This is a genomic window from Yersinia massiliensis, from assembly GCF_003048255.1.
Lineage (GTDB): Bacteria > Pseudomonadota > Gammaproteobacteria > Enterobacterales > Enterobacteriaceae > Yersinia > Yersinia massiliensis_A.
Genome location: NZ_CP028487.1, coordinates 2,838,464 through 2,854,653, shown reverse-complemented (window position 1 = coordinate 2,854,653; position 16,190 = coordinate 2,838,464). Strand labels below are relative to the sequence as shown.

Here is a 16,190-nt window from a genome sequence, read left to right as displayed (position 1 = left end):
CAGGGTATAAACAGGGCAGGAGCGTGGAGGGATAAAAATGATTAGACGCTAATGAGCCCCATCCTTGAGGCTCAAATAGTGGTGATATATTATTTTAATTCATCAACCATGGTGACAGCCCGACCAATATAGTTAGCGGGTGTCATGGCTTTCAAGCGGGTTTTCTCTTCATCCGGTAAGGCAAGGCCATCAATGAATGCTTGCATACCTGCGGCATCAACACGCTTACCACGAGTCAATTCTTTAAGTTTCTCATAGGGTTTTTCAATACCATAACGGCGCATGACCGTTTGGATTGGTTCCGCTAACACTTCCCAGTTATGATCCAGTTCTTCTAGCAAGTGCGCTTCGTTGACCTCTAATTTACTGATCCCTTTCAATGTTGCTTGATAGGCGATCAACGCGTAGCCCAGACCGACACCCAGATTACGCAGGACAGTGGAGTCTGTGAGGTCACGCTGCCAGCGAGAAACCGGCAATTTACTGGCTAAGTGGCCCAATACTGCGTTAGATAGCCCCAAATTGCCTTCTGAATTTTCAAAGTCAATCGGGTTCACTTTATGCGGCATGGTACTGGAGCCAATTTCACCCGCGATCGTTTTTTGCTTAAAGTGATTTAGAGCAACATAACCCCAAATATCGCGGTCAAAATCGATCAAGATGGTATTGAAACGGGCAACACAGTCAAAAAGCTCAGCAATATAATCATGAGGTTCGATTTGGGTGGTGTACGGGTTCCAAGTGATGCCCAGCGAAGTGACAAATTCTTCGCTGAACTGATGCCAATCAACCTCAGGGTAAGCCACAATGTGCGCATTATAGTTACCAACAGCACCGTTGATTTTACCTAGGATCTCCACTTGCGACAGTTGGCGGAATTGGCGCTCCATTCGGTATGCGACGTTCGCAAATTCCTTACCGATAGTTGACGGTGTGGCAGGTTGCCCATGAGTACGGGACAGTAATGGCAAGTCACGATACTGGTATGCTAACGCTTTAATCGAATCAATCATCTGTCGCCACATCGGTAAGACAACGTCCTGACGAGCAGTGTGCAACATTAAGGCGTGGGATAGGTTATTGATATCTTCTGAGGTACATGCGAAGTGAATAAATTCTGAGACTGCATGCAAAGCAGGAATACTTTCTACTTTTTCTTTCAAGAAATACTCAACGGCTTTTACATCATGATTGGTGGTGCGTTCAATGACTTTGATGCGCTGTGCGTCCTGTTCATTGAACTCTTGCACGATCTTATCAAGGTAAGCGTTTGCGTCGGCATCAAAAGCCGGAACTTCTTTGATTTCTGCACAGGCGGCCAGTTTTTGCAGCCAACGTACTTCGACCTGCACACGAAATTTCAGCAACCCGAATTCGCTGAAGATTGGGCGCAGTGCGCTGACTTTATCGCCGTAGCGTCCATCAATTGGTGAAACGGCGGTCAGTGAGGATAATTCCATCAGTGGCGACTCCTGAGATCAGATTTCAATTATGAGCAAGAATACTCTGTGCCTGTTTAAACAGACGATTTCGAGAAAACATTAACTGCAAGCGGCTTCCGCCAACTTGTTGCCAAAGCACGGCTGAGCGGATACCCGCGAGGAGGGTGGCGCGAATCTTTGCCTGCACCAGCGTGCTTTGTAAAATAGCAGGTGAACCAATGACCTGAATGCGTGGGCCTAGCGGACTAATGACATCCGTATAAATAGATGCCAGTGAGCTCATCATGGTTTCAGATTCAAGGTCAAAGTGTGCCAGTTGGCGATCAAGCTGATTGATTCGATCACCTAAAGTATTCATGGCTGACTTATTCGCATTGAGCTTACGTTCTAACACCATCAGACTCAGGGTATAGCGAGTCAATTCCGCTGCAGGCCCTTGACGATTAGCGTTTAGAACGCTTTGCAGTGTTTCCAGCCCCATTTTCAGGGATTGTTCATTGCCGCCATACACGGCCAACGTTGAAGAAGGGTTAGTTTGCAGCAACCCACCCATCACTGTGTTTAATGCGTCATTATCGCACTGGCCTTCATGGGCCAACTGTTGAACCAAGCGAGCTGACTGACATATTCCTGCCAATGCCAACGTAATATCATAATAATTCTTCGCCACGGTCACTCCTGTAAACGTTCTGGTTCATAACTCACTCGATGCACTCTGGAATTAATTGGCCATTGAGTCAGTGAGTGGATAACGCGCTTCAATAATACCACCACCGAGGCAGACTTCACCTTGATAGAAGACGGCAGACTGGCCTGGCGTTACCGCAGCAACTGGCTCATCAAACCGAACCTCAACACGTTCATCATCCAACGGTGTCACGGTGCAGGGAATATCTTGTTGGCGATAACGCGTTTTCACCACGCAGCGGAAAGCCGCGGTGACAGGTTCACGATCGACCCAATGTAGCTGTTGAGCAATGAGGCCCACGGACATTAAACGTGGGTGTTCGTGGCCTTGTGCGACCAACAAGATATTGTTAGCAACATCTTTATCCACCACATACCAAGGGTCATCGCCACCGTCTTTGGTACCACCAATGCCTAAACCTTTACGTTGCCCCAGCGTGTGATACATCAAACCCTGATGTTCGCCCACATGCTGACCATCAACGGTCATGATAGGGCCTGGCTGCGCAGGTAAATAGCGGCCGAGGAAATCACGGAATTTACGTTCACCGATGAAGCATATGCCAGTCGAGTCTTTTTTCTTGGCAGTAATAAGATCCAGTTGCTCTGCGATGCGACGAACCTCAGGTTTTTCTAACTCACCAACAGGGAATAGACTTTGAGCAAGTTGTTCGTGACTCAGCGTATAAAGGAAATAGCTTTGGTCTTTATTGCCATCCAATCCACGCAGTAAGCGGCTTTTACCGTCAATGTCCTGACGGCGGACATAATGGCCGGTAGCAATATAGTCAGCGCCGAGATCTTCGGCAGCGAACTCAAGGAAGGCTTTAAATTTGATTTCTTTATTGCAGAGAATATCAGGATTAGGGGTACGCCCCGCTTTGTATTCTTCTAGGAATAGTTCGAAAACGTTATCCCAATATTCTGCGGCGAAATTGACGGTGTGTAACTCCATGCCCAGTTTGTCACATACCGCTTGTGCATCGGCCAGATCGGTCGCTGCTGAGCAATACTCTTCGCCATCATCCTCTTCCCAATTTTTCATGAAAAGACCCGCCACTTGGTAGCCTTGTTGCTGGAGCAAGTACGCGGAAACGGAGGAGTCGACACCGCCGGACATACCGACGATTACTTTTTTCTGGCTATTATCTGACATGGGAGTCTCACTAACGTAAATACCTCAGGCCCGGCAGCGTGATGGTGGATAGACTATCCAAACGATAGATTCACCCCAAACAATAGACTCGCGCGGGAAGGCATTATAAAAACAAGCGCCGGATTTTATCACGTTGATCGCGTCACTGCATTGCACAATCGCAGTCTGAATGAAATTACCCGCGTCAATCACATCTGCCTTTTAGCGTGGCCAATTAAAGCTGCCGACCAAATCAAGCGAATAGCGCTCCGGTTGTTGGTAACAACGAATGCTCTCAGCCACCAACGGTGAGCGTAAATTGGTCGATTGCAGTATCTCATCGGCTGTGAGCCACAGGCAGCAGTCGATATCGCTGTCGTGAGGTTCGGTCGATAACGGGGCTGGCAGTTCAATCACGAATGCGAAACGTAAAAACGGAGTTCGGTCTGGCGCGATCCATTGATGCATCCGTAAAAATGATTGGGGTGTGGCACGGATGCCCGTTTCTTCCCAGAGTTCCCTTTCTGCGGCTTGCAATAGGGTTTCATCGGCTTCTAAATGACCCGCAGGTTGATTCCATAGTTTCTTACCGTTGATGGTCTCTTCAACAACTAAAAATCTTCCTTGCGCATGAACGATACAAGCAACAGTCACATGGGGCTTAAACATGCTTTATCTCCTTCCATTCGCCTGGCTGTAAGTCACCAAGGCTCAAATTTCCCATACTGAAACGTATCAGACGTAGGGTTGGGAAGCCAACATGGGCAGTCATTCTACGCACTTGCCGGTTGCGGCCTTCGAATAGCGTGATCTTAAGCCAACTAGTCGGAATAGATTTACGCTCTCTGATTGGCGGGTTACGAGGCCAAAGCCATTCGGGTTCGCTCACTAATTCAGCACCAGCTGGCAAGGTTGGGCCATCTTTTAGTGTCACACCTCGTTGGAGCATCGTGAGTGCGTCTTCTCCAGGTACACCTTCTACTTGAACGAAATAGACTTTACCTGTTTTTTTGGCCGGTTGCGTCAGTTTGGCTTGTAACTTGCCATCGTTGGTTAATACCAGCAGACCTTCACTGTCCCGATCGAGTCGACCCGCAGCATATACATCATTAAAAGGGATAAATTCCTTTAATGTTCTGCGTCCAGACTCATCCGTAAACTGTGGTAACACATCAAAAGGCTTGTTGAATAACAGCACTCGACGTGGGGACACTGGCGTGTCTGATTTAGCCTGTGACTTAGTGCTGAATCGGTTAACTTTGTGATTTTTAACAGAGAATTTATTCATGATTATTGCGATTTCGAATGATTAGCGCATTATACCTCAATCCGTTTCGGATTGGCGTGGAACGAATATTCAAGTAGTATTGACACGAATCTTACAAGGCATTAACAAAATTGCGCTGAAGGAGAGGTTGATGGAAAGCAAAGTAGTAGTTCCGGCAGAAGGTAAGAAAATTACTGTCGATGCTCAGGGTAAACTGGTTGTTCCGCTTAATCCGATCATTCCATTTATTGAAGGTGACGGTATTGGCGTTGATGTGACGCCAGCCATGATTAACGTAGTCGATGCTGCGGTTAAGAAAGCCTACAAGGGTGAGCGTAAAATCTCTTGGATGGAAATCTATACCGGTGAAAAATCAACGCATGTCTACGGGAAAGACGTTTGGTTGCCAGAAGAAACGTTGGATCTCATTCGTGACTACCGTGTTGCGATTAAAGGTCCATTAACCACGCCAGTTGGCGGTGGGATTCGCTCTTTAAACGTTGCTTTACGTCAACAACTCGATTTGTACGTGTGTCTGCGCCCAGTACGTTATTACGAAGGCACGCCAAGCCCAGTTAAACATCCTGAATTGACTAACATGGTGATTTTCCGCGAAAACGCAGAAGACATCTATGCGGGTATCGAATGGAAAGCCGGTTCACCAGAAGCCGAAAAAGTCATCAAATTCCTGCGTGAAGAAATGGGCGTCAAAAAAATCCGCTTCCCCGAACAATGTGGTATCGGTGTAAAACCCTGTTCAGAAGAAGGAACCAAGCGTTTGGTTCGTGCAGCGATCGAGTATGCAATTACCAATGATCGTGAATCTGTGACGCTGGTTCATAAAGGCAACATTATGAAATTCACTGAAGGCGCATTTAAGGACTGGGGTTACCAGTTGGCGCGTGAGGAATTTGGTGGTGAGCTAATCGATGGCGGCCCTTGGGTTAAAATCAAGAACCCAAATAACGGCAAAGATATCATCGTAAAAGATGTGATTGCAGATGCTTTCCTGCAACAAATTCTGCTGCGTCCTGCGGAATATGATGTTATCGCGTGTATGAACTTGAACGGCGATTATATTTCTGATGCATTGGCAGCGCAGGTTGGCGGTATTGGTATTGCTCCAGGTGCGAACATCGGTGATGAGTGCGCGTTGTTCGAAGCGACACACGGCACAGCGCCAAAATATGCTGGTCAAGATAAAGTGAACCCTGGTTCTATCATTCTGTCAGCTGAAATGATGTTGCGTCATATGGGCTGGTTCGAAGCGGCTGATTTGATTATCAAAGGCACCGAAGGCGCTATTCAGGCCAAGACAGTGACTTACGATTTCGAACGTCTGATGGACGGCGCTAAACTGTTGAAATGCAGTGAATTTGGCGACGCCATTATTCAACATATGTGATTCTGACACATCTATAAAACTTCACAGGGGCCTTTGCTTCTGTGGAGTTTATAACCTCACTGTATTTCTTCTGCAAAACTCCTGCAAAACCCTTCTGCAAAACTGCATATAAAATGAGCTGATTTATACAGCTAAAACTAGCCATTCCTTGCCTCGGTCATCATTATATTTGTCGGTCATCGCTTGGTTTTTATGACCAAGTAATGTCTTAGTATCTACCCCTTGTTCGCGGTATAGCCTCTCAGATAATGATCGCTGTTCGTGAAATGTAGGTGGGGTACCGTCTTTCCAATCCAAATTGCTTTTATCCCTTGCTGATGAGAAGCCCGTAGTGATCGCATTACTTGATACTTGCCCCCCGCGCTTAGCCATTGATGTTGTATGGTGATAGTGAAGCATGTATGGACTGACTATCATGTCACGACATCGTGCGATAACATCTTGCAGCGTATAACCAACAGACTCACACTTCAGGCTTATTGGTATTGCTATTCTGGTGCCAGTTTTTCCTTGCACGATATGGAGGTGATTATCCCAAACATCGCTAAATTTCATGTCAGCGATATCCCCTAAACGCTGACCAGTAACCAAAGCAAGGAGCATTGCATTTTGGATATAGCCTTGCATATTAGCGGCGGCATTAAAAATTGATTCCCATTCATCAAAATTCAAACGAACACGGGTAACTTTGTTTGCTGGTTGCTTGGTGGCCAACGCCGGATTGTAACCAGGTGGAACCTCCCCAGCATGTTGAGCCTCTTTATACACATCGATCAGAACCATTCGAACAACTTGCGCCATCCGTTTTTGTCCCTTGTCTTTATATTCTTCAATCACAGAAGCTATATCTCTAGCCCCAACATCAGGAAGGGTCAACATTCCGCAATGACGCCTGAATGCCTCAACAGGCGCACTTTTTTGCTTAAGTGTGTTGAGTTTTATTTCCTCACTATCGTAACGTTCTTGTTGGATTGCGAGATAACGATCCAACCAAGTTGTTACCGTTATGGCCTTACCGGTTTTGAGACTGATTTCATCTCGCGCCTTTAGTAATTGCCCCATTTGCTGACTAGCAAAGCGACTATTAGCTTCAATAGCGATAGCCTTTGCCGCCGCCTCATCATCACCTAAACCATGAAATTTCCCTGATACAGGATGCTTATAACGCCAGTAGACCTTTTTGGTTCTGGCGTCTGTATAGCATGATAGACCTGGTACATTTATGTTGTACTTACGAGGTCTGGCCATCTTCCATTATCCTCTTCAACCGTGGATCATCATCTTTTCTCACTACCGGCTTGACGGTCACACCGACGAATCGGGCATTCTTGTCAACCCGCCAGCACTTGCCAGCCTTAAAAGGTGGCGGAGATATCATGCCATGTTGCGCATATTTTAGTAACGTTGGATAACTGGGGATTGGTTCGTCGAACTCATCAGCGGCCCAAGCCTTTAGTGTCTGTGTTCTAGCCATCTGATGTCTCCTTGTTAGATGGGTAAAACATTGGTGAACACTCGCTTGAGTAACCCGCCTTCCGGATCGCTATAGAGCACATAGCAATGGCAGCGTTGAAATGGTTCGCGGCGTTCAGAGCCTCACCCTCCAGCTCGGTGATATCAATTAGGGGAGGGAGGGTAACTGGTACCGATCGGCCAACATTCCAGATTGTCCAAAAATCATCACAAACTTGATGTAGATAACCTTCGCCGGTTTGCATCCGCATGAAAAAGTTTGAGCAGAACTGATTTGCTAGTCCGACTCGTTTCATTTCACTTTCAAACTTCTGACGATTTTTCATCGGCGCATCCCTCCACGAAACAATAATAGCGACCGCCGTTATACAATTTATCAATCTCGCCATCCTTCAGGCCTTGCTTCATGGCTCGGCCTGCATAGATGTATGAGGCTGATGTGGGATTAGTCGATGGTTCATCACGGTACGCTTCAACAGCGCAGGCGACATGCCATCGGGAAAATCCGTATGTGACAGTCATTAAACTTTTGAGCTGTAGCATCGTTGGATTATTGGTTTTAATCATTCCCATTTTCACACCGCCCCTATCGCTTTCTGGACTACCTTATAACCCCGTTTCCGGGGCTGTTTAATTGGCTCTATTGTCACTGGTGCTACCTTTGGTCTGGCTGGTGGTGCTTCATTTATCCCGTTCCGAATGCGGTACTTTTCCCGCACCTTCCAGTTCAACCATTTTGTCCAGTCGCGACCATCATCTATCCGCACCGTAGCCCGTACTTGGGTGTCGTTGATATCGGCTTGCTTACCCATTGGTACCCACCTTGCGATATCCGGCGTCATATAGCATTTCAAGGTACTGCCGAACGCTGGTGGTATCAGGCGCATTGACATACATGACGTGCATTTCATCGACCGCTATATCTCTTTCGGTAGCTTCCTGTGCTGCAATGCTGTCATTCAGACGGTAACCGGCTGCCAATACTGCTTTGGCAATGCTGGCTGGCTGAGTGTTCTCCCAGTGATATTCCTCAACCACCTGGTTAAGTTCGAACTGAAGCACCTGATCTAATGTTTCCGGCCAAAGGTCTGAGCGAATTAATCCAATGCAGTGATTAGAAATGATCCTGAGTGACAACTCGGTAATCTCATCAGCGTTGCGCTCCGGTTTCCGGTAGTGGGCGGCCCAGATAGCGGTTGTGATATCACCTGGATCACTGCCGGCTGATTTGATGATGTTCGCCAGTTGGAAAATGCTATCGCTCATTGCGCACCTCCGGCCACCGTAGAACCCATGTCGGAACCCATGTTTTCCCATATCTCACGGCCGCATTGCGTCAGGTTGTTGCCATCCATGCATTTAGTCAGTAATTCGGTTGCGACTTTTTCCCATCGTGAGTAATTCAGCTTTAAGGCCTCTAGGAAGTAGGCGTCAACCACCCCGCGAACCCCTGACACTCCACCTGCAATTTCAATCCGAAGGGGAAACTCACCAGCATCCACCATGAAGAAATCACTGCCGTTCTGTTGCTTCACATGGTCATAAATTGCTGCTGAATACTGGTTAGCCAGCGCATTCAATCGGAAGTTTTTAGTGATAATCTTCATCGCGCAGCCTCCCGAACAACAAGTTTATAAGCCCTGAGCACCGCCGTAGAGCGACCGGAAAGCACGGTTTTCATGAAGAATGAGCCGGTTCGGTGTGGGCTTACATCTACCAGAAGCAACACCTTATCAACCACACGGTTATGCTTACGAAACTCAAATATCGTGCTGGTGATTGTGATACTGGCCACTACGCCCTTGTCTTCATATTTAAATTTCATCGAGTACCCCCTGACAAAGTTCAAAGGCGTTATCGCGCAGCGGCATAATCACCAGGAAGGGGTTTCCATACAGGTGGTTGGTGACCGGATCGAGCAGCAACTGACACGGTGCTCCTTTTCCGTAAGGTTTGAACTTTACGGGGCCAAAGCCACTACCAAACATCAGATGAGGCAAGGCCAGCAGTTGAGAGGTAAACATGGGAAATTCTTCACACGGCCCTGGATCTGGTGGCAGCACCTTACTGAAATCTGGATATTGGCAATCGAGTAGTTCCAGCATGTTTGAACAAGTTGGCTTCTCGTTTTCATCGTAATGGACTGCATACCAGTTGTTGCCGTCAGCGATAATCGCAGTTATTTCGGCCTCGGCGGCCTCTTCAGGAATGTCGCTATCAAAGATAAACACACCATCAATATCGTTGCCGACGCTACAGCCATGCTCCATCATCACCAGCGCACGACCATCAGTAGCCTTGATATGGGTTGGGGTGATGTATACCCCTTTCAGGTATTCGCGAGTTTCTTTCTCTCCAGCGACACAGAGCAGGGCGGCGCGAAGAATATCTGTTGGAATAAACATTATTTTACCTCCGGGGTATAAACCGCTTTGTCATGACTAAAATCGCCGTTCCATGTCTGCTTCATTGGCAATTCACCTTTCAGGTAGAACGCATAAATTCGGTGACAGCCTTTTTCCAGTAGCACAGGAGTCTTTTTGCGGAACGGCTCTTTGCCGTGAGGTTTAATCTCGGTTTCTTCTTCGGTGAGATATTTATCACGGGCATAAGAGGCTACCCGCCAACGAGGGTCTTTCTCTGGGTCGCGTTGTTCGTTGAAAATCCAATCACGCTCGAATGCCCACCACATCACCTTGCTGGTATTCACACCATTCAGGCATTTGCAGAACGAGGGAATTGTCATGCCTTTGGCAAAGTGCTTTTCCAGACTATCGACGGCAATAGCCAACTCTTGGTTGTGCAGCCCCAGGGCTTCTATTTTTTCCTCAGCCTCCAGTACCATCAGTGCTAATTGCTTACGACTAACGGATGATTGATCTACTGGTGCAGGCAAAGCATCACGTCGAGTAAAGTAAAACTCGGTGAGGTCGTTGTAGTATTCCCATGCCCGATCTGTTTCCAGCATTTTTGCGTGATTGGCAGCACCGCGCTCAGTCCACAGCATTAAAGACCGTGTTTTTGGCGAGATTTGCAGGTAACCAAAAGATACCCGCAAATTTGTAAGCTCATCTCCAGTCACCTTGAAGAAGTGCTTGCCCTCAATGAAGCGATCGGCATTCCGTGAAAAATTCATTTTGATGTTTGCTACATCAGTGCCATACCCAGCCGCCAGTTGCTCGGTGGTTGCCACACGCTGACCGCGATATTCGATAATTTGCAGGTCTTTGGCCTCAATGAGTGCCAGTTCAGTTTTTTTGCTCATTACCTATTCCTCAGTGAACCACTGGCATATCTGGGATGCCTTCGGTTTCGATCATCTCGATAAATTCATCGTGCAGTATTTCCAGACCTTCGCGGCCCATTGCCGATAACTTGAAACCTTGCTTTTGGCATACCTCCACCATGTCCTGATACATCCTTAGAGCCAGCGCCATACCTTCCTGAGTGCCGTATTTTTCGATAGCGCATCCCTCAACGTGATTTGCCAAGCAAAGGCGCAGGGGGGCGGGGTAAATGCTTATGCCGCCATTCTTTCCGATGTAGATAACGGCAAGGTCAGCTCCGCCTTCGTCGTTCTGGATTTCAGCTGTGCCGTTTTTTTTCCGTTCCTCATTGATGAAAACGGTCACGACGAGCCATCGCCAAATAATGACTTCTTTTTCAAGGCTCAAACTCAGCCAGCCGTTAACTTTCGCGTCTTGAATGCAGGCTAAAGTCTTCAAACCTTGAGAGATTTTTTTGTCGTAATACCCACTATCAAGCTGACGGATTGCAGCGGAGTACCCAATGACACGGTTCCCCGTTTTAATGCCGTCAGGCGTCGATTCTGGATTCAGTTCAGTACTCATCAGTTACACCCCTAATTCTTTGTTGTATCGCTGGTGGCTCATGGCCTCCCAGTGCTGCCCGCCGTCTTTCGATAACAACCGCCAGCGGTGGGTAATGCGTAAAGACAGATAGCCGTGTTGATAGGTGCGGCGAGGGTGAACAGCGCCACGACGGTACCGGTTTAAAATCTGAGTGGCCCCGATGTAGATACGAAGCGGAATGCGGTTTCCTGATAGCGTCACTTTGTCTTTCCTTTTGCCTTAGCCATTTCGGCAATATTTTTAACAATGGCATTCATGAAATCCTTTCCCACTTCGGTAAGGTGATCGCCACTTTTAGATAAAAAACTGTCATAGGCATTAATGATGTGTTCCGCAGCTTCGAGCCGTTTGTATTCCCCATGAACTTCTGTTTCGAAATCTATTAAGGCTTCAATCAGGACTCTCTCGGATAATTCCACGGTATACATGCCGCCATCTTTCAAACTGACAATGACGCAATGGCTATTTGTTTTGCGCATCATGGATTCGAGCTTTGCGTCAACAATGTGCTTGCGTCTCTTATTAATTAATTCAATGTTGTTCATATTCGAATGCCCTTATTTCCGGCCTTTAGGTATGGGGAGTCCTAACCCGAAGGCCATAGTTAATATTCTGTTTAGCGAGTACTTAATTAATAAGGTTTGGTTTTCATCAGCTCAATATATTGATTTGACCATTTTTTATATTTCTTTTGCCATTTAAGTATTTCGCGTTGCTTGGCTAATAAGCGGCGAATACGACGCATACAGCGCGAGTGGGCAATAATATAATCTATAGTATGCTCACCGCGATTATGTGCAATCCTGCCATCTTCAAGTGTTGTGTAGGTTTCGCCTACGCGAGAAAGAATACCCGCTCGTTTAAATACTTTATCGGTCATATAGAAAGCCATATACCGAATAGCAGTATCGCGGCTAAAACATTTCTTACGGCGACCATGACGCATAACAAAATAAACAGGCTCTGGTCTTAATTGGAATGCAACCTAAATTCCACCATCATCAATCATGAAAATTTCATATTCGGTAAAGCGGGATTGGTCTATTTTATCGAGTTTCATTTTTAGTGGCTCCTGATTTCTTGGCTGTAAATAACGCGGCCTATAATCATAAGTTCGATGAGACTATCACTTGCAATCTCGAAACTTTGATAGAACCGATTAGACGGTAGAACCCAAACATTATTACGGATGAATTGGAGCCGCTTAATCATGAAAATACCGTCAAGAAAGAAAGCAAATATTCCATCTTCAAAATAACGCATTGGTGTTGTATCTATAATGACTTTATCGCGACACTCAATTTCACCCGTCATTGTGTCGTCGGGCATAACTACCATGAATCTGTTTTGCTCGATTGGAGTAAACAGGTTCAGGTTATATGCTTTGCCAAATTTACTAACTGGAGCATTAAAATTGCACAAAGAGGCTACGGGTAAATTATTCATTTTCCACCACTCTTGTATTTCTCATAATCGTAATCGGCTAGCTTACTATTAGCTGCCATCATCACTTCTGGAACGCCGTCTAATAACGTTATGATTGCGCCGATCTTGTCAGATACATCGTTCTTGTTGCTAGTGGCAAGTTCAAGCCACATTGCCAAGACCGCTTGCGCTTGCTTTACCTGATGGGTGACATCTTCCAATTGATTAGATTTCATGGTCAGTTCCTTCCAGCGCAGCACGTCCAGCCATCGTTTTAGCGTAATCAGCACAGTAGCTAATGATGCAATCTGCCAGTTGAACGCCTTGCCCGGGGTCTTGAGTGAGCCTTTGCGCCGCTTCCAGATACACCGCGATATCACTCAGCACATCAGTCAATGCTTGGTCGGTGCATGGATTATCTACCTTATTCACGATTAGCTGCCCTCTGTGCCATTTCTTCCCGTAACCACCCGCCAACATGACCCGTTAGTTTTGCTAATAGGCTTGCAATGGCTGCTACGTCACCATCCTCATATGTGTCAGGGTATGACTCAATCAAGCGACAAATAAATTCGGCCTGATGTGTCATTTCTGCCGCTTTCTCTAATGTAATTTCATGCGCCATGATTCACCTCACGAACTGGAACTTTACCCGCAAAAGAAATAACGTAATCGCCTATCAATTGTTGCCGAGCTTCTTTATAGCTACTGGCAGTTACACGTTTCATGACTGGCTTAGCTTTAACGTCAGAGCGCTTAATGGTTGCAAAGATAAATACTGTTAAGCTAGAATCCACTTCAACCTTATTAAAATCGTCGTGGTTATTATTTAAGGCTAGGCTCTGGTTTTGTTGGCACGGTTCCAGAGCCGAACTAACACGATTAGATAAGTTATTCATGTTTTAGCCTCGGCAGTATTAAGTAACTCAGCAAGGTGTGCGTGAAGTTCAATAATTTGGGTGAATGCTAAGTAATAAAGTACATCACCATCATCTTCGCTATCAGGCTCAAGAGCAGCCCTTAATAAAACCTCTGAATTCCTAGCCATTACTTTTGCTTTGTCTATTTCACTAATTAAATTACTCATGATTTAGCCTTACCATTTTCATCATTTAATAAATGATACAATGATGAATTTAAACCACCTGCTAACTTGATAATTGCTGATACAGCAAAGGCGATATCAGTTACTTCTTTATCGCCATCGAGAGCTTCCTTCACCATAGTGACGAGAACGAATATCTCAGCAGCGCTTTCACTGGCATCTTCAACTTTATGTTTCGGAATGGTTAATGAAATCATATCTACCTCATTAAATATGTTATTAGTAAGGTTCACGTTTGCTTGTGATAAAAGATACAATTACAATTGTATTATGACAACAATTAAATTTGTTATATTTTAATTTAAAACATAACTAATTGTATTTAATGGGAATGTTTTTTGTATTTTCACAGAAAAAAACCCGCCGAAGCGGGTTATTGGTTGAGTGTGTGCCCGTGCATTTATCGTTTTCTACGATAAATTCTATGTTCAACCATGGTGCCAAGAATCCTTAATGTTCTATCAGTTGATCTCATTACAGGATAATCAGAGTTTAAAGGAACTAATTCATAAATTTCATTGCGATGGTGGTCATATCCTGTGGGTCTGTATTTCTTAAAGGTCGCTGCATCTCCTCCATTCATAGCAACAACAAACTCCCCAGGAGCCGGCTGGATTTCTGGATCGATGACAATTACGTCCCCAGGACTAAATTCAGGTTCCATTGAGTCACCTTCAATTTTTAGGGCGAAGGCATTTTCTGACCAGTCCATATCTGTCAATACGTACTCAAAGTCGCCATCATAGGCTTCAATTGGGCAATTCTGCGCTAGTGCTCCCGCTTGAACGTAACTTATTAATGGGATTTTTCGAGTATTTATTTCTGTTATTTTTTTGAACGCTCCCCCATTTTGAAGCCACATAGGATCACAATCCAGCGCTTTTGCGAGATCCAATAAGTTGCGAGGTCTCTTGGTTAAGCCGTTTTCAATTGAAACGATTGATTGTTGAGTTGCCCCAACGATTTCTGCCAGCCGAGCTTGAGTCATACCTAACTCAGTTCGTCGTTCTCTCACTCTATCTGCTAGTGCCATGGTTTCTCTCCAATAGTATTGGACTGATAATACAATGCTTATTGTAATTGACAAACAATTATATTTGTTTTTAAATACATTTAAATTTGTATTTAGGGGGTGGCTATGTCATCTACAGCAGAGCGAGTTAAGCGACTACGGACAGAGTTGGGGTTAACTCAGTCTGGATTGGCAATAAAGGCCGGCATAAGACAGCAAACAATCCAAAGGATTGAAGCTGGGGTTACAGAGAGGCCACGTTATCTATTGGAAATAGCTACAGCCCTTAACTGTGAGCCTAAATGGTTAATTTATGGTTCCGATGGCATTTCCCCTTAATCAGCAGGTGCCACTTCTGCTCAAGACTAACCCACAACAGGAGGCAGTAATGAATAATCAACTGATGATATTTAATTCTGCTGATCTCGGTATTTCGCTGAGCGGCATGTTGTACCAAGGTAAGCCGGTATTTTTTGCTGTTGAATTAGCTGAATCATTAGGTTACGCACAACCAGCAAAGGCAGCTAATGACCACTGTAAGTCATTGATTAAACTTAATTGTGCTGAAACAGCGGAGTTAGGTTTAGGATTCAGACCTAAAGGTATCATTTTGGCATTAGAGTCTGATGCGTACCGTCTGATCATGCGCAGCCAGCTTCCTTCTGCCGAACGTGTGCAAGATTGGATTTGTGAGGTGGTGTTGCCATCCATTCGCACCACTGGTTCATATAGCCTCGTGCCAAACAGCCTCCCTGATTTTGACGATCCGATAGCGGCAGCCGAGGCATGGATCGAGGTGAAGAAAGCCGAGCGGCTTGCTATTGGCTACGTTCACCGTCAGGCGCAATACATCAACCATTTGGAAAACCTTTTTCAGCACGGCATGACACCCGTTCAGTTCTGTAAGCAGCTTAATGGCGTCAACACCCGCCAGATTAACGCCTTTTTGGAAGAGCGTAACTGGCTGTTTGATGATCGCCCAAACGCCAAACATCCACGGTGGCGCGTAGGCCATTATGCCCGCGATCAATACCTCACCGAACATCCCGGTCAGGTCGAGCAAGAAGACGGGAATATGCGCGATATCTTCAAGCTGATCTTGCTCAGTAAGGGTGCTGTTTGGTTGTACCGCCATTATCTCAAAGGCAGCTTGCCGATGAAAAAGAACTGGAACGGTCAATTCACCCATGACAAAGAACTGGCAGGTGCCGCATGACTCCTGAAGCGTTCATCCATAAACACATTGTCGCCACGCTGGTGGCTGATGGCGTCCCTGACGTGGTTGCTAGAGGGGGGGCGATGTGGGCGTTGAGCACTATCACAAACTCGCTCAGGCAACCAAAAAGGGGCATTGCTTCGACGATTGT

The 16,190-nt window shown here is 46.0% G+C and carries 29 protein-coding genes; 3 read left to right on the top strand and 26 right to left on the bottom strand.

Annotated elements, in window-relative coordinates; genetic code table 11:
* Window positions 1–89: 89 nt before the first annotated feature.
* The 5 genes from purB to rluE all read right to left on the bottom strand — a co-directional run bounded on the left by purB (window position 90) and on the right by rluE (window position 4,552).
* Window positions 90–1,460, bottom strand: a complete 1,371-nt coding sequence (gene purB / locus DA391_RS13370; protein ID WP_050081592.1) for an adenylosuccinate lyase — start codon at window positions 1,458–1,460, stop codon at window positions 90–92.
* A 25-nt stretch (window positions 1,461–1,485) separates the two neighbouring features.
* Window positions 1,486–2,112: a high frequency lysogenization protein HflD gene (gene hflD / locus DA391_RS13365; protein WP_050081590.1), complete on the bottom strand. Its 627-nt coding sequence runs from the start codon at window positions 2,110–2,112 to the stop codon at window positions 1,486–1,488.
* Between the two features lie 51 nt (window positions 2,113–2,163).
* Window positions 2,164–3,285, bottom strand: a complete 1,122-nt coding sequence (gene mnmA, locus DA391_RS13360; RefSeq protein WP_098904423.1) for a tRNA 2-thiouridine(34) synthase MnmA — start codon at window positions 3,283–3,285, stop codon at window positions 2,164–2,166.
* Between the two features lie 201 nt (window positions 3,286–3,486).
* A complete protein-coding gene (locus DA391_RS13355) occupies window positions 3,487–3,933 on the bottom strand; it encodes an NUDIX hydrolase (protein WP_108087844.1) in 447 nt (148 codons plus the stop codon).
* A complete protein-coding gene (gene rluE / locus DA391_RS13350) occupies window positions 3,926–4,552 on the bottom strand; it encodes a 23S rRNA pseudouridine(2457) synthase RluE (protein ID WP_108087843.1) in 627 nt (208 codons plus the stop codon). Before rluE ends, DA391_RS13355 begins: the two co-directional genes overlap by 8 nt.
* A gap of 130 nt (window positions 4,553–4,682) precedes the next feature.
* On the opposite strand from rluE, the gene icd reads away from it, so the two are divergent.
* Entirely contained in the window at window positions 4,683–5,936 is a 1,254-nt protein-coding gene (gene icd, locus DA391_RS13345) for an NADP-dependent isocitrate dehydrogenase (protein ID WP_108087842.1), read from the top strand.
* A gap of 123 nt (window positions 5,937–6,059) precedes the next feature.
* Here icd and DA391_RS13340 read toward each other — a convergent pair whose 3' ends face one another.
* The 21 genes from DA391_RS13340 to DA391_RS13235 form a co-directional block, all read right to left on the bottom strand.
* Window positions 6,060–7,184: a phage integrase Arm DNA-binding domain-containing protein gene (locus tag DA391_RS13340; protein ID WP_108087841.1), complete on the bottom strand. Its 1,125-nt coding sequence runs from the start codon at window positions 7,182–7,184 to the stop codon at window positions 6,060–6,062.
* A complete protein-coding gene (locus DA391_RS13335) occupies window positions 7,168–7,410 on the bottom strand; it encodes an excisionase (RefSeq protein ID WP_108087840.1) in 243 nt (80 codons plus the stop codon). Before DA391_RS13335 ends, DA391_RS13340 begins: the two co-directional genes overlap by 17 nt.
* On the bottom strand, window positions 7,403–7,735 hold the full coding sequence (locus DA391_RS13330) for a hypothetical protein (protein ID WP_108087839.1): 333 nt from the start codon (window positions 7,733–7,735) through the stop codon (window positions 7,403–7,405). Before DA391_RS13330 ends, DA391_RS13335 begins: the two co-directional genes overlap by 8 nt.
* Complete coding sequence (locus DA391_RS13325) at window positions 7,713–7,982, bottom strand: hypothetical protein (protein ID WP_108087838.1); 270 nt, start codon at window positions 7,980–7,982, stop codon at window positions 7,713–7,715. Before DA391_RS13325 ends, DA391_RS13330 begins: the two co-directional genes overlap by 23 nt.
* Before the next feature lie 231 nt (window positions 7,983–8,213).
* Complete coding sequence (locus DA391_RS13315) at window positions 8,214–8,675, bottom strand: hypothetical protein (protein WP_108087836.1); 462 nt, start codon at window positions 8,673–8,675, stop codon at window positions 8,214–8,216.
* Complete coding sequence (locus DA391_RS13310; RefSeq protein ID WP_108088280.1) at window positions 8,672–9,010, bottom strand: hypothetical protein; 339 nt, start codon at window positions 9,008–9,010, stop codon at window positions 8,672–8,674. The genes DA391_RS13315 and DA391_RS13310 overlap by 4 nt, the downstream gene beginning before the upstream one ends.
* A 2-nt stretch (window positions 9,011–9,012) precedes the next feature.
* The gene (locus tag DA391_RS13305) at window positions 9,013–9,234 is read right to left on the bottom strand and encodes a hypothetical protein (protein ID WP_049611548.1); all 222 of its coding nucleotides are present in this window, start codon (window positions 9,232–9,234) and stop codon (window positions 9,013–9,015) included.
* Complete coding sequence (locus tag DA391_RS13300; protein ID WP_108087835.1) at window positions 9,224–9,814, bottom strand: hypothetical protein; 591 nt, start codon at window positions 9,812–9,814, stop codon at window positions 9,224–9,226. Before DA391_RS13300 ends, DA391_RS13305 begins: the two co-directional genes overlap by 11 nt.
* Complete coding sequence (locus DA391_RS13295) at window positions 9,814–10,674, bottom strand: ORF6N domain-containing protein (protein WP_108087834.1); 861 nt, start codon at window positions 10,672–10,674, stop codon at window positions 9,814–9,816. The genes DA391_RS13300 and DA391_RS13295 overlap by 1 nt, the downstream gene beginning before the upstream one ends.
* Window positions 10,675–10,684: 10 nt before the next feature.
* Complete coding sequence (locus DA391_RS13290; RefSeq protein ID WP_108087833.1) at window positions 10,685–11,260, bottom strand: hypothetical protein; 576 nt, start codon at window positions 11,258–11,260, stop codon at window positions 10,685–10,687.
* Between the two features lie 3 nt (window positions 11,261–11,263).
* The gene (locus DA391_RS13285) at window positions 11,264–11,482 is read right to left on the bottom strand and encodes a hypothetical protein (RefSeq protein ID WP_050144523.1); all 219 of its coding nucleotides are present in this window, start codon (window positions 11,480–11,482) and stop codon (window positions 11,264–11,266) included.
* Window positions 11,479–11,826, bottom strand: coding sequence for a hypothetical protein (locus DA391_RS13280; RefSeq protein WP_108087832.1), 348 nt, complete (start codon window positions 11,824–11,826; stop codon window positions 11,479–11,481). Before DA391_RS13280 ends, DA391_RS13285 begins: the two co-directional genes overlap by 4 nt.
* A gap of 86 nt (window positions 11,827–11,912) precedes the next feature.
* Window positions 11,913–12,161: a hypothetical protein gene (locus DA391_RS13275; protein ID WP_108087831.1), complete on the bottom strand. Its 249-nt coding sequence runs from the start codon at window positions 12,159–12,161 to the stop codon at window positions 11,913–11,915.
* Window positions 12,162–12,343: 182 nt separating this feature from the next.
* Window positions 12,344–12,727 carry a S24 family peptidase gene (locus DA391_RS13270; protein WP_108087830.1) on the bottom strand — a complete coding sequence of 128 codons (384 nt, stop codon included), beginning with the start codon at window positions 12,725–12,727 and terminating at the stop codon, window positions 12,344–12,346.
* Window positions 12,724–12,942, bottom strand: coding sequence for a hypothetical protein (locus DA391_RS13265; RefSeq protein ID WP_108087829.1), 219 nt, complete (start codon window positions 12,940–12,942; stop codon window positions 12,724–12,726). Before DA391_RS13265 ends, DA391_RS13270 begins: the two co-directional genes overlap by 4 nt.
* Window positions 12,932–13,138, bottom strand: a complete 207-nt coding sequence (locus DA391_RS13260) for a hypothetical protein (protein ID WP_050075097.1) — start codon at window positions 13,136–13,138, stop codon at window positions 12,932–12,934. Before DA391_RS13260 ends, DA391_RS13265 begins: the two co-directional genes overlap by 11 nt.
* Complete coding sequence (locus tag DA391_RS13255; RefSeq protein ID WP_108087828.1) at window positions 13,131–13,331, bottom strand: hypothetical protein; 201 nt, start codon at window positions 13,329–13,331, stop codon at window positions 13,131–13,133. The genes DA391_RS13260 and DA391_RS13255 overlap by 8 nt, the downstream gene beginning before the upstream one ends.
* Window positions 13,321–13,605, bottom strand: coding sequence for a host cell division inhibitor Icd-like protein (locus DA391_RS13250; RefSeq protein WP_108087827.1), 285 nt, complete (start codon window positions 13,603–13,605; stop codon window positions 13,321–13,323). The genes DA391_RS13255 and DA391_RS13250 overlap by 11 nt, the downstream gene beginning before the upstream one ends.
* Entirely contained in the window at window positions 13,602–13,793 is a 192-nt protein-coding gene (locus DA391_RS13245) for a hypothetical protein (RefSeq protein WP_108087826.1), read from the bottom strand. The genes DA391_RS13250 and DA391_RS13245 overlap by 4 nt, the downstream gene beginning before the upstream one ends.
* Window positions 13,790–14,008, bottom strand: a complete 219-nt coding sequence (locus DA391_RS13240) for a hypothetical protein (RefSeq protein WP_108087825.1) — start codon at window positions 14,006–14,008, stop codon at window positions 13,790–13,792. Before DA391_RS13240 ends, DA391_RS13245 begins: the two co-directional genes overlap by 4 nt.
* Window positions 14,009–14,211: 203 nt before the next feature.
* The gene (locus DA391_RS13235) at window positions 14,212–14,844 is read right to left on the bottom strand and encodes a LexA family protein (protein WP_108087824.1); all 633 of its coding nucleotides are present in this window, start codon (window positions 14,842–14,844) and stop codon (window positions 14,212–14,214) included.
* Between the two features lie 105 nt (window positions 14,845–14,949).
* On the opposite strand from DA391_RS13235, the gene DA391_RS13230 reads away from it, so the two are divergent.
* Window positions 14,950–15,162, top strand: coding sequence for a helix-turn-helix domain-containing protein (locus tag DA391_RS13230; RefSeq protein ID WP_108087823.1), 213 nt, complete (start codon window positions 14,950–14,952; stop codon window positions 15,160–15,162).
* Between the two features lie 49 nt (window positions 15,163–15,211).
* Window positions 15,212–16,039 carry a BRO-N domain-containing protein gene (locus tag DA391_RS13225; protein WP_108087822.1) on the top strand — a complete coding sequence of 276 codons (828 nt, stop codon included), beginning with the start codon at window positions 15,212–15,214 and terminating at the stop codon, window positions 16,037–16,039.
* Window positions 16,040–16,190: the final 151 nt, after the last annotated feature.

What these genes read in the sequence shown, in the direction of transcription:
- purB (WP_050081592.1), bottom strand. Translation starts at nt 1,460, where the DNA reads ATGGAATTATCCTCACTGACCGCCGTTTCACCAATTGATGGACGCTAC.
- mnmA (WP_098904423.1), bottom strand. Translation starts at nt 3,285, where the DNA reads ATGTCAGATAATAGCCAGAAAAAAGTAATCGTCGGTATGTCCGGCGGT.
- DA391_RS13355 (WP_108087844.1), bottom strand. Translation starts at nt 3,933, where the DNA reads ATGTTTAAGCCCCATGTGACTGTTGCTTGTATCGTTCATGCGCAAGGA.
- rluE (WP_108087843.1), bottom strand. Translation starts at nt 4,552, where the DNA reads ATGAATAAATTCTCTGTTAAAAATCACAAAGTTAACCGATTCAGCACT.
- icd (WP_108087842.1), top strand. Translation starts at nt 4,683, where the DNA reads ATGGAAAGCAAAGTAGTAGTTCCGGCAGAAGGTAAGAAAATTACTGTC.
- DA391_RS13340 (WP_108087841.1), bottom strand. Translation starts at nt 7,184, where the DNA reads ATGGCCAGACCTCGTAAGTACAACATAAATGTACCAGGTCTATCATGC.
- DA391_RS13335 (WP_108087840.1), bottom strand. Translation starts at nt 7,410, where the DNA reads ATGGCTAGAACACAGACACTAAAGGCTTGGGCCGCTGATGAGTTCGAC.
- DA391_RS13330 (WP_108087839.1), bottom strand. Translation starts at nt 7,735, where the DNA reads ATGAAAAATCGTCAGAAGTTTGAAAGTGAAATGAAACGAGTCGGACTA.
- DA391_RS13325 (WP_108087838.1), bottom strand. Translation starts at nt 7,982, where the DNA reads ATGGGAATGATTAAAACCAATAATCCAACGATGCTACAGCTCAAAAGT.
- DA391_RS13315 (WP_108087836.1), bottom strand. Translation starts at nt 8,675, where the DNA reads ATGAGCGATAGCATTTTCCAACTGGCGAACATCATCAAATCAGCCGGC.
- DA391_RS13305 (WP_049611548.1), bottom strand. Translation starts at nt 9,234, where the DNA reads ATGAAATTTAAATATGAAGACAAGGGCGTAGTGGCCAGTATCACAATC.
- DA391_RS13300 (WP_108087835.1), bottom strand. Translation starts at nt 9,814, where the DNA reads ATGTTTATTCCAACAGATATTCTTCGCGCCGCCCTGCTCTGTGTCGCT.
- DA391_RS13295 (WP_108087834.1), bottom strand. Translation starts at nt 10,674, where the DNA reads ATGAGCAAAAAAACTGAACTGGCACTCATTGAGGCCAAAGACCTGCAA.
- DA391_RS13290 (WP_108087833.1), bottom strand. Translation starts at nt 11,260, where the DNA reads ATGAGTACTGAACTGAATCCAGAATCGACGCCTGACGGCATTAAAACG.
- DA391_RS13280 (WP_108087832.1), bottom strand. Translation starts at nt 11,826, where the DNA reads ATGAACAACATTGAATTAATTAATAAGAGACGCAAGCACATTGTTGAC.
- DA391_RS13275 (WP_108087831.1), bottom strand. Translation starts at nt 12,161, where the DNA reads ATGACCGATAAAGTATTTAAACGAGCGGGTATTCTTTCTCGCGTAGGC.
- DA391_RS13270 (WP_108087830.1), bottom strand. Translation starts at nt 12,727, where the DNA reads ATGAATAATTTACCCGTAGCCTCTTTGTGCAATTTTAATGCTCCAGTT.
- DA391_RS13265 (WP_108087829.1), bottom strand. Translation starts at nt 12,942, where the DNA reads ATGAAATCTAATCAATTGGAAGATGTCACCCATCAGGTAAAGCAAGCG.
- DA391_RS13255 (WP_108087828.1), bottom strand. Translation starts at nt 13,331, where the DNA reads ATGGCGCATGAAATTACATTAGAGAAAGCGGCAGAAATGACACATCAG.
- DA391_RS13250 (WP_108087827.1), bottom strand. Translation starts at nt 13,605, where the DNA reads ATGAATAACTTATCTAATCGTGTTAGTTCGGCTCTGGAACCGTGCCAA.
- DA391_RS13245 (WP_108087826.1), bottom strand. Translation starts at nt 13,793, where the DNA reads ATGAGTAATTTAATTAGTGAAATAGACAAAGCAAAAGTAATGGCTAGG.
- DA391_RS13240 (WP_108087825.1), bottom strand. Translation starts at nt 14,008, where the DNA reads ATGATTTCATTAACCATTCCGAAACATAAAGTTGAAGATGCCAGTGAA.
- DA391_RS13235 (WP_108087824.1), bottom strand. Translation starts at nt 14,844, where the DNA reads ATGGCACTAGCAGATAGAGTGAGAGAACGACGAACTGAGTTAGGTATG.
- DA391_RS13230 (WP_108087823.1), top strand. Translation starts at nt 14,950, where the DNA reads ATGTCATCTACAGCAGAGCGAGTTAAGCGACTACGGACAGAGTTGGGG.
- DA391_RS13225 (WP_108087822.1), top strand. Translation starts at nt 15,212, where the DNA reads ATGAATAATCAACTGATGATATTTAATTCTGCTGATCTCGGTATTTCG.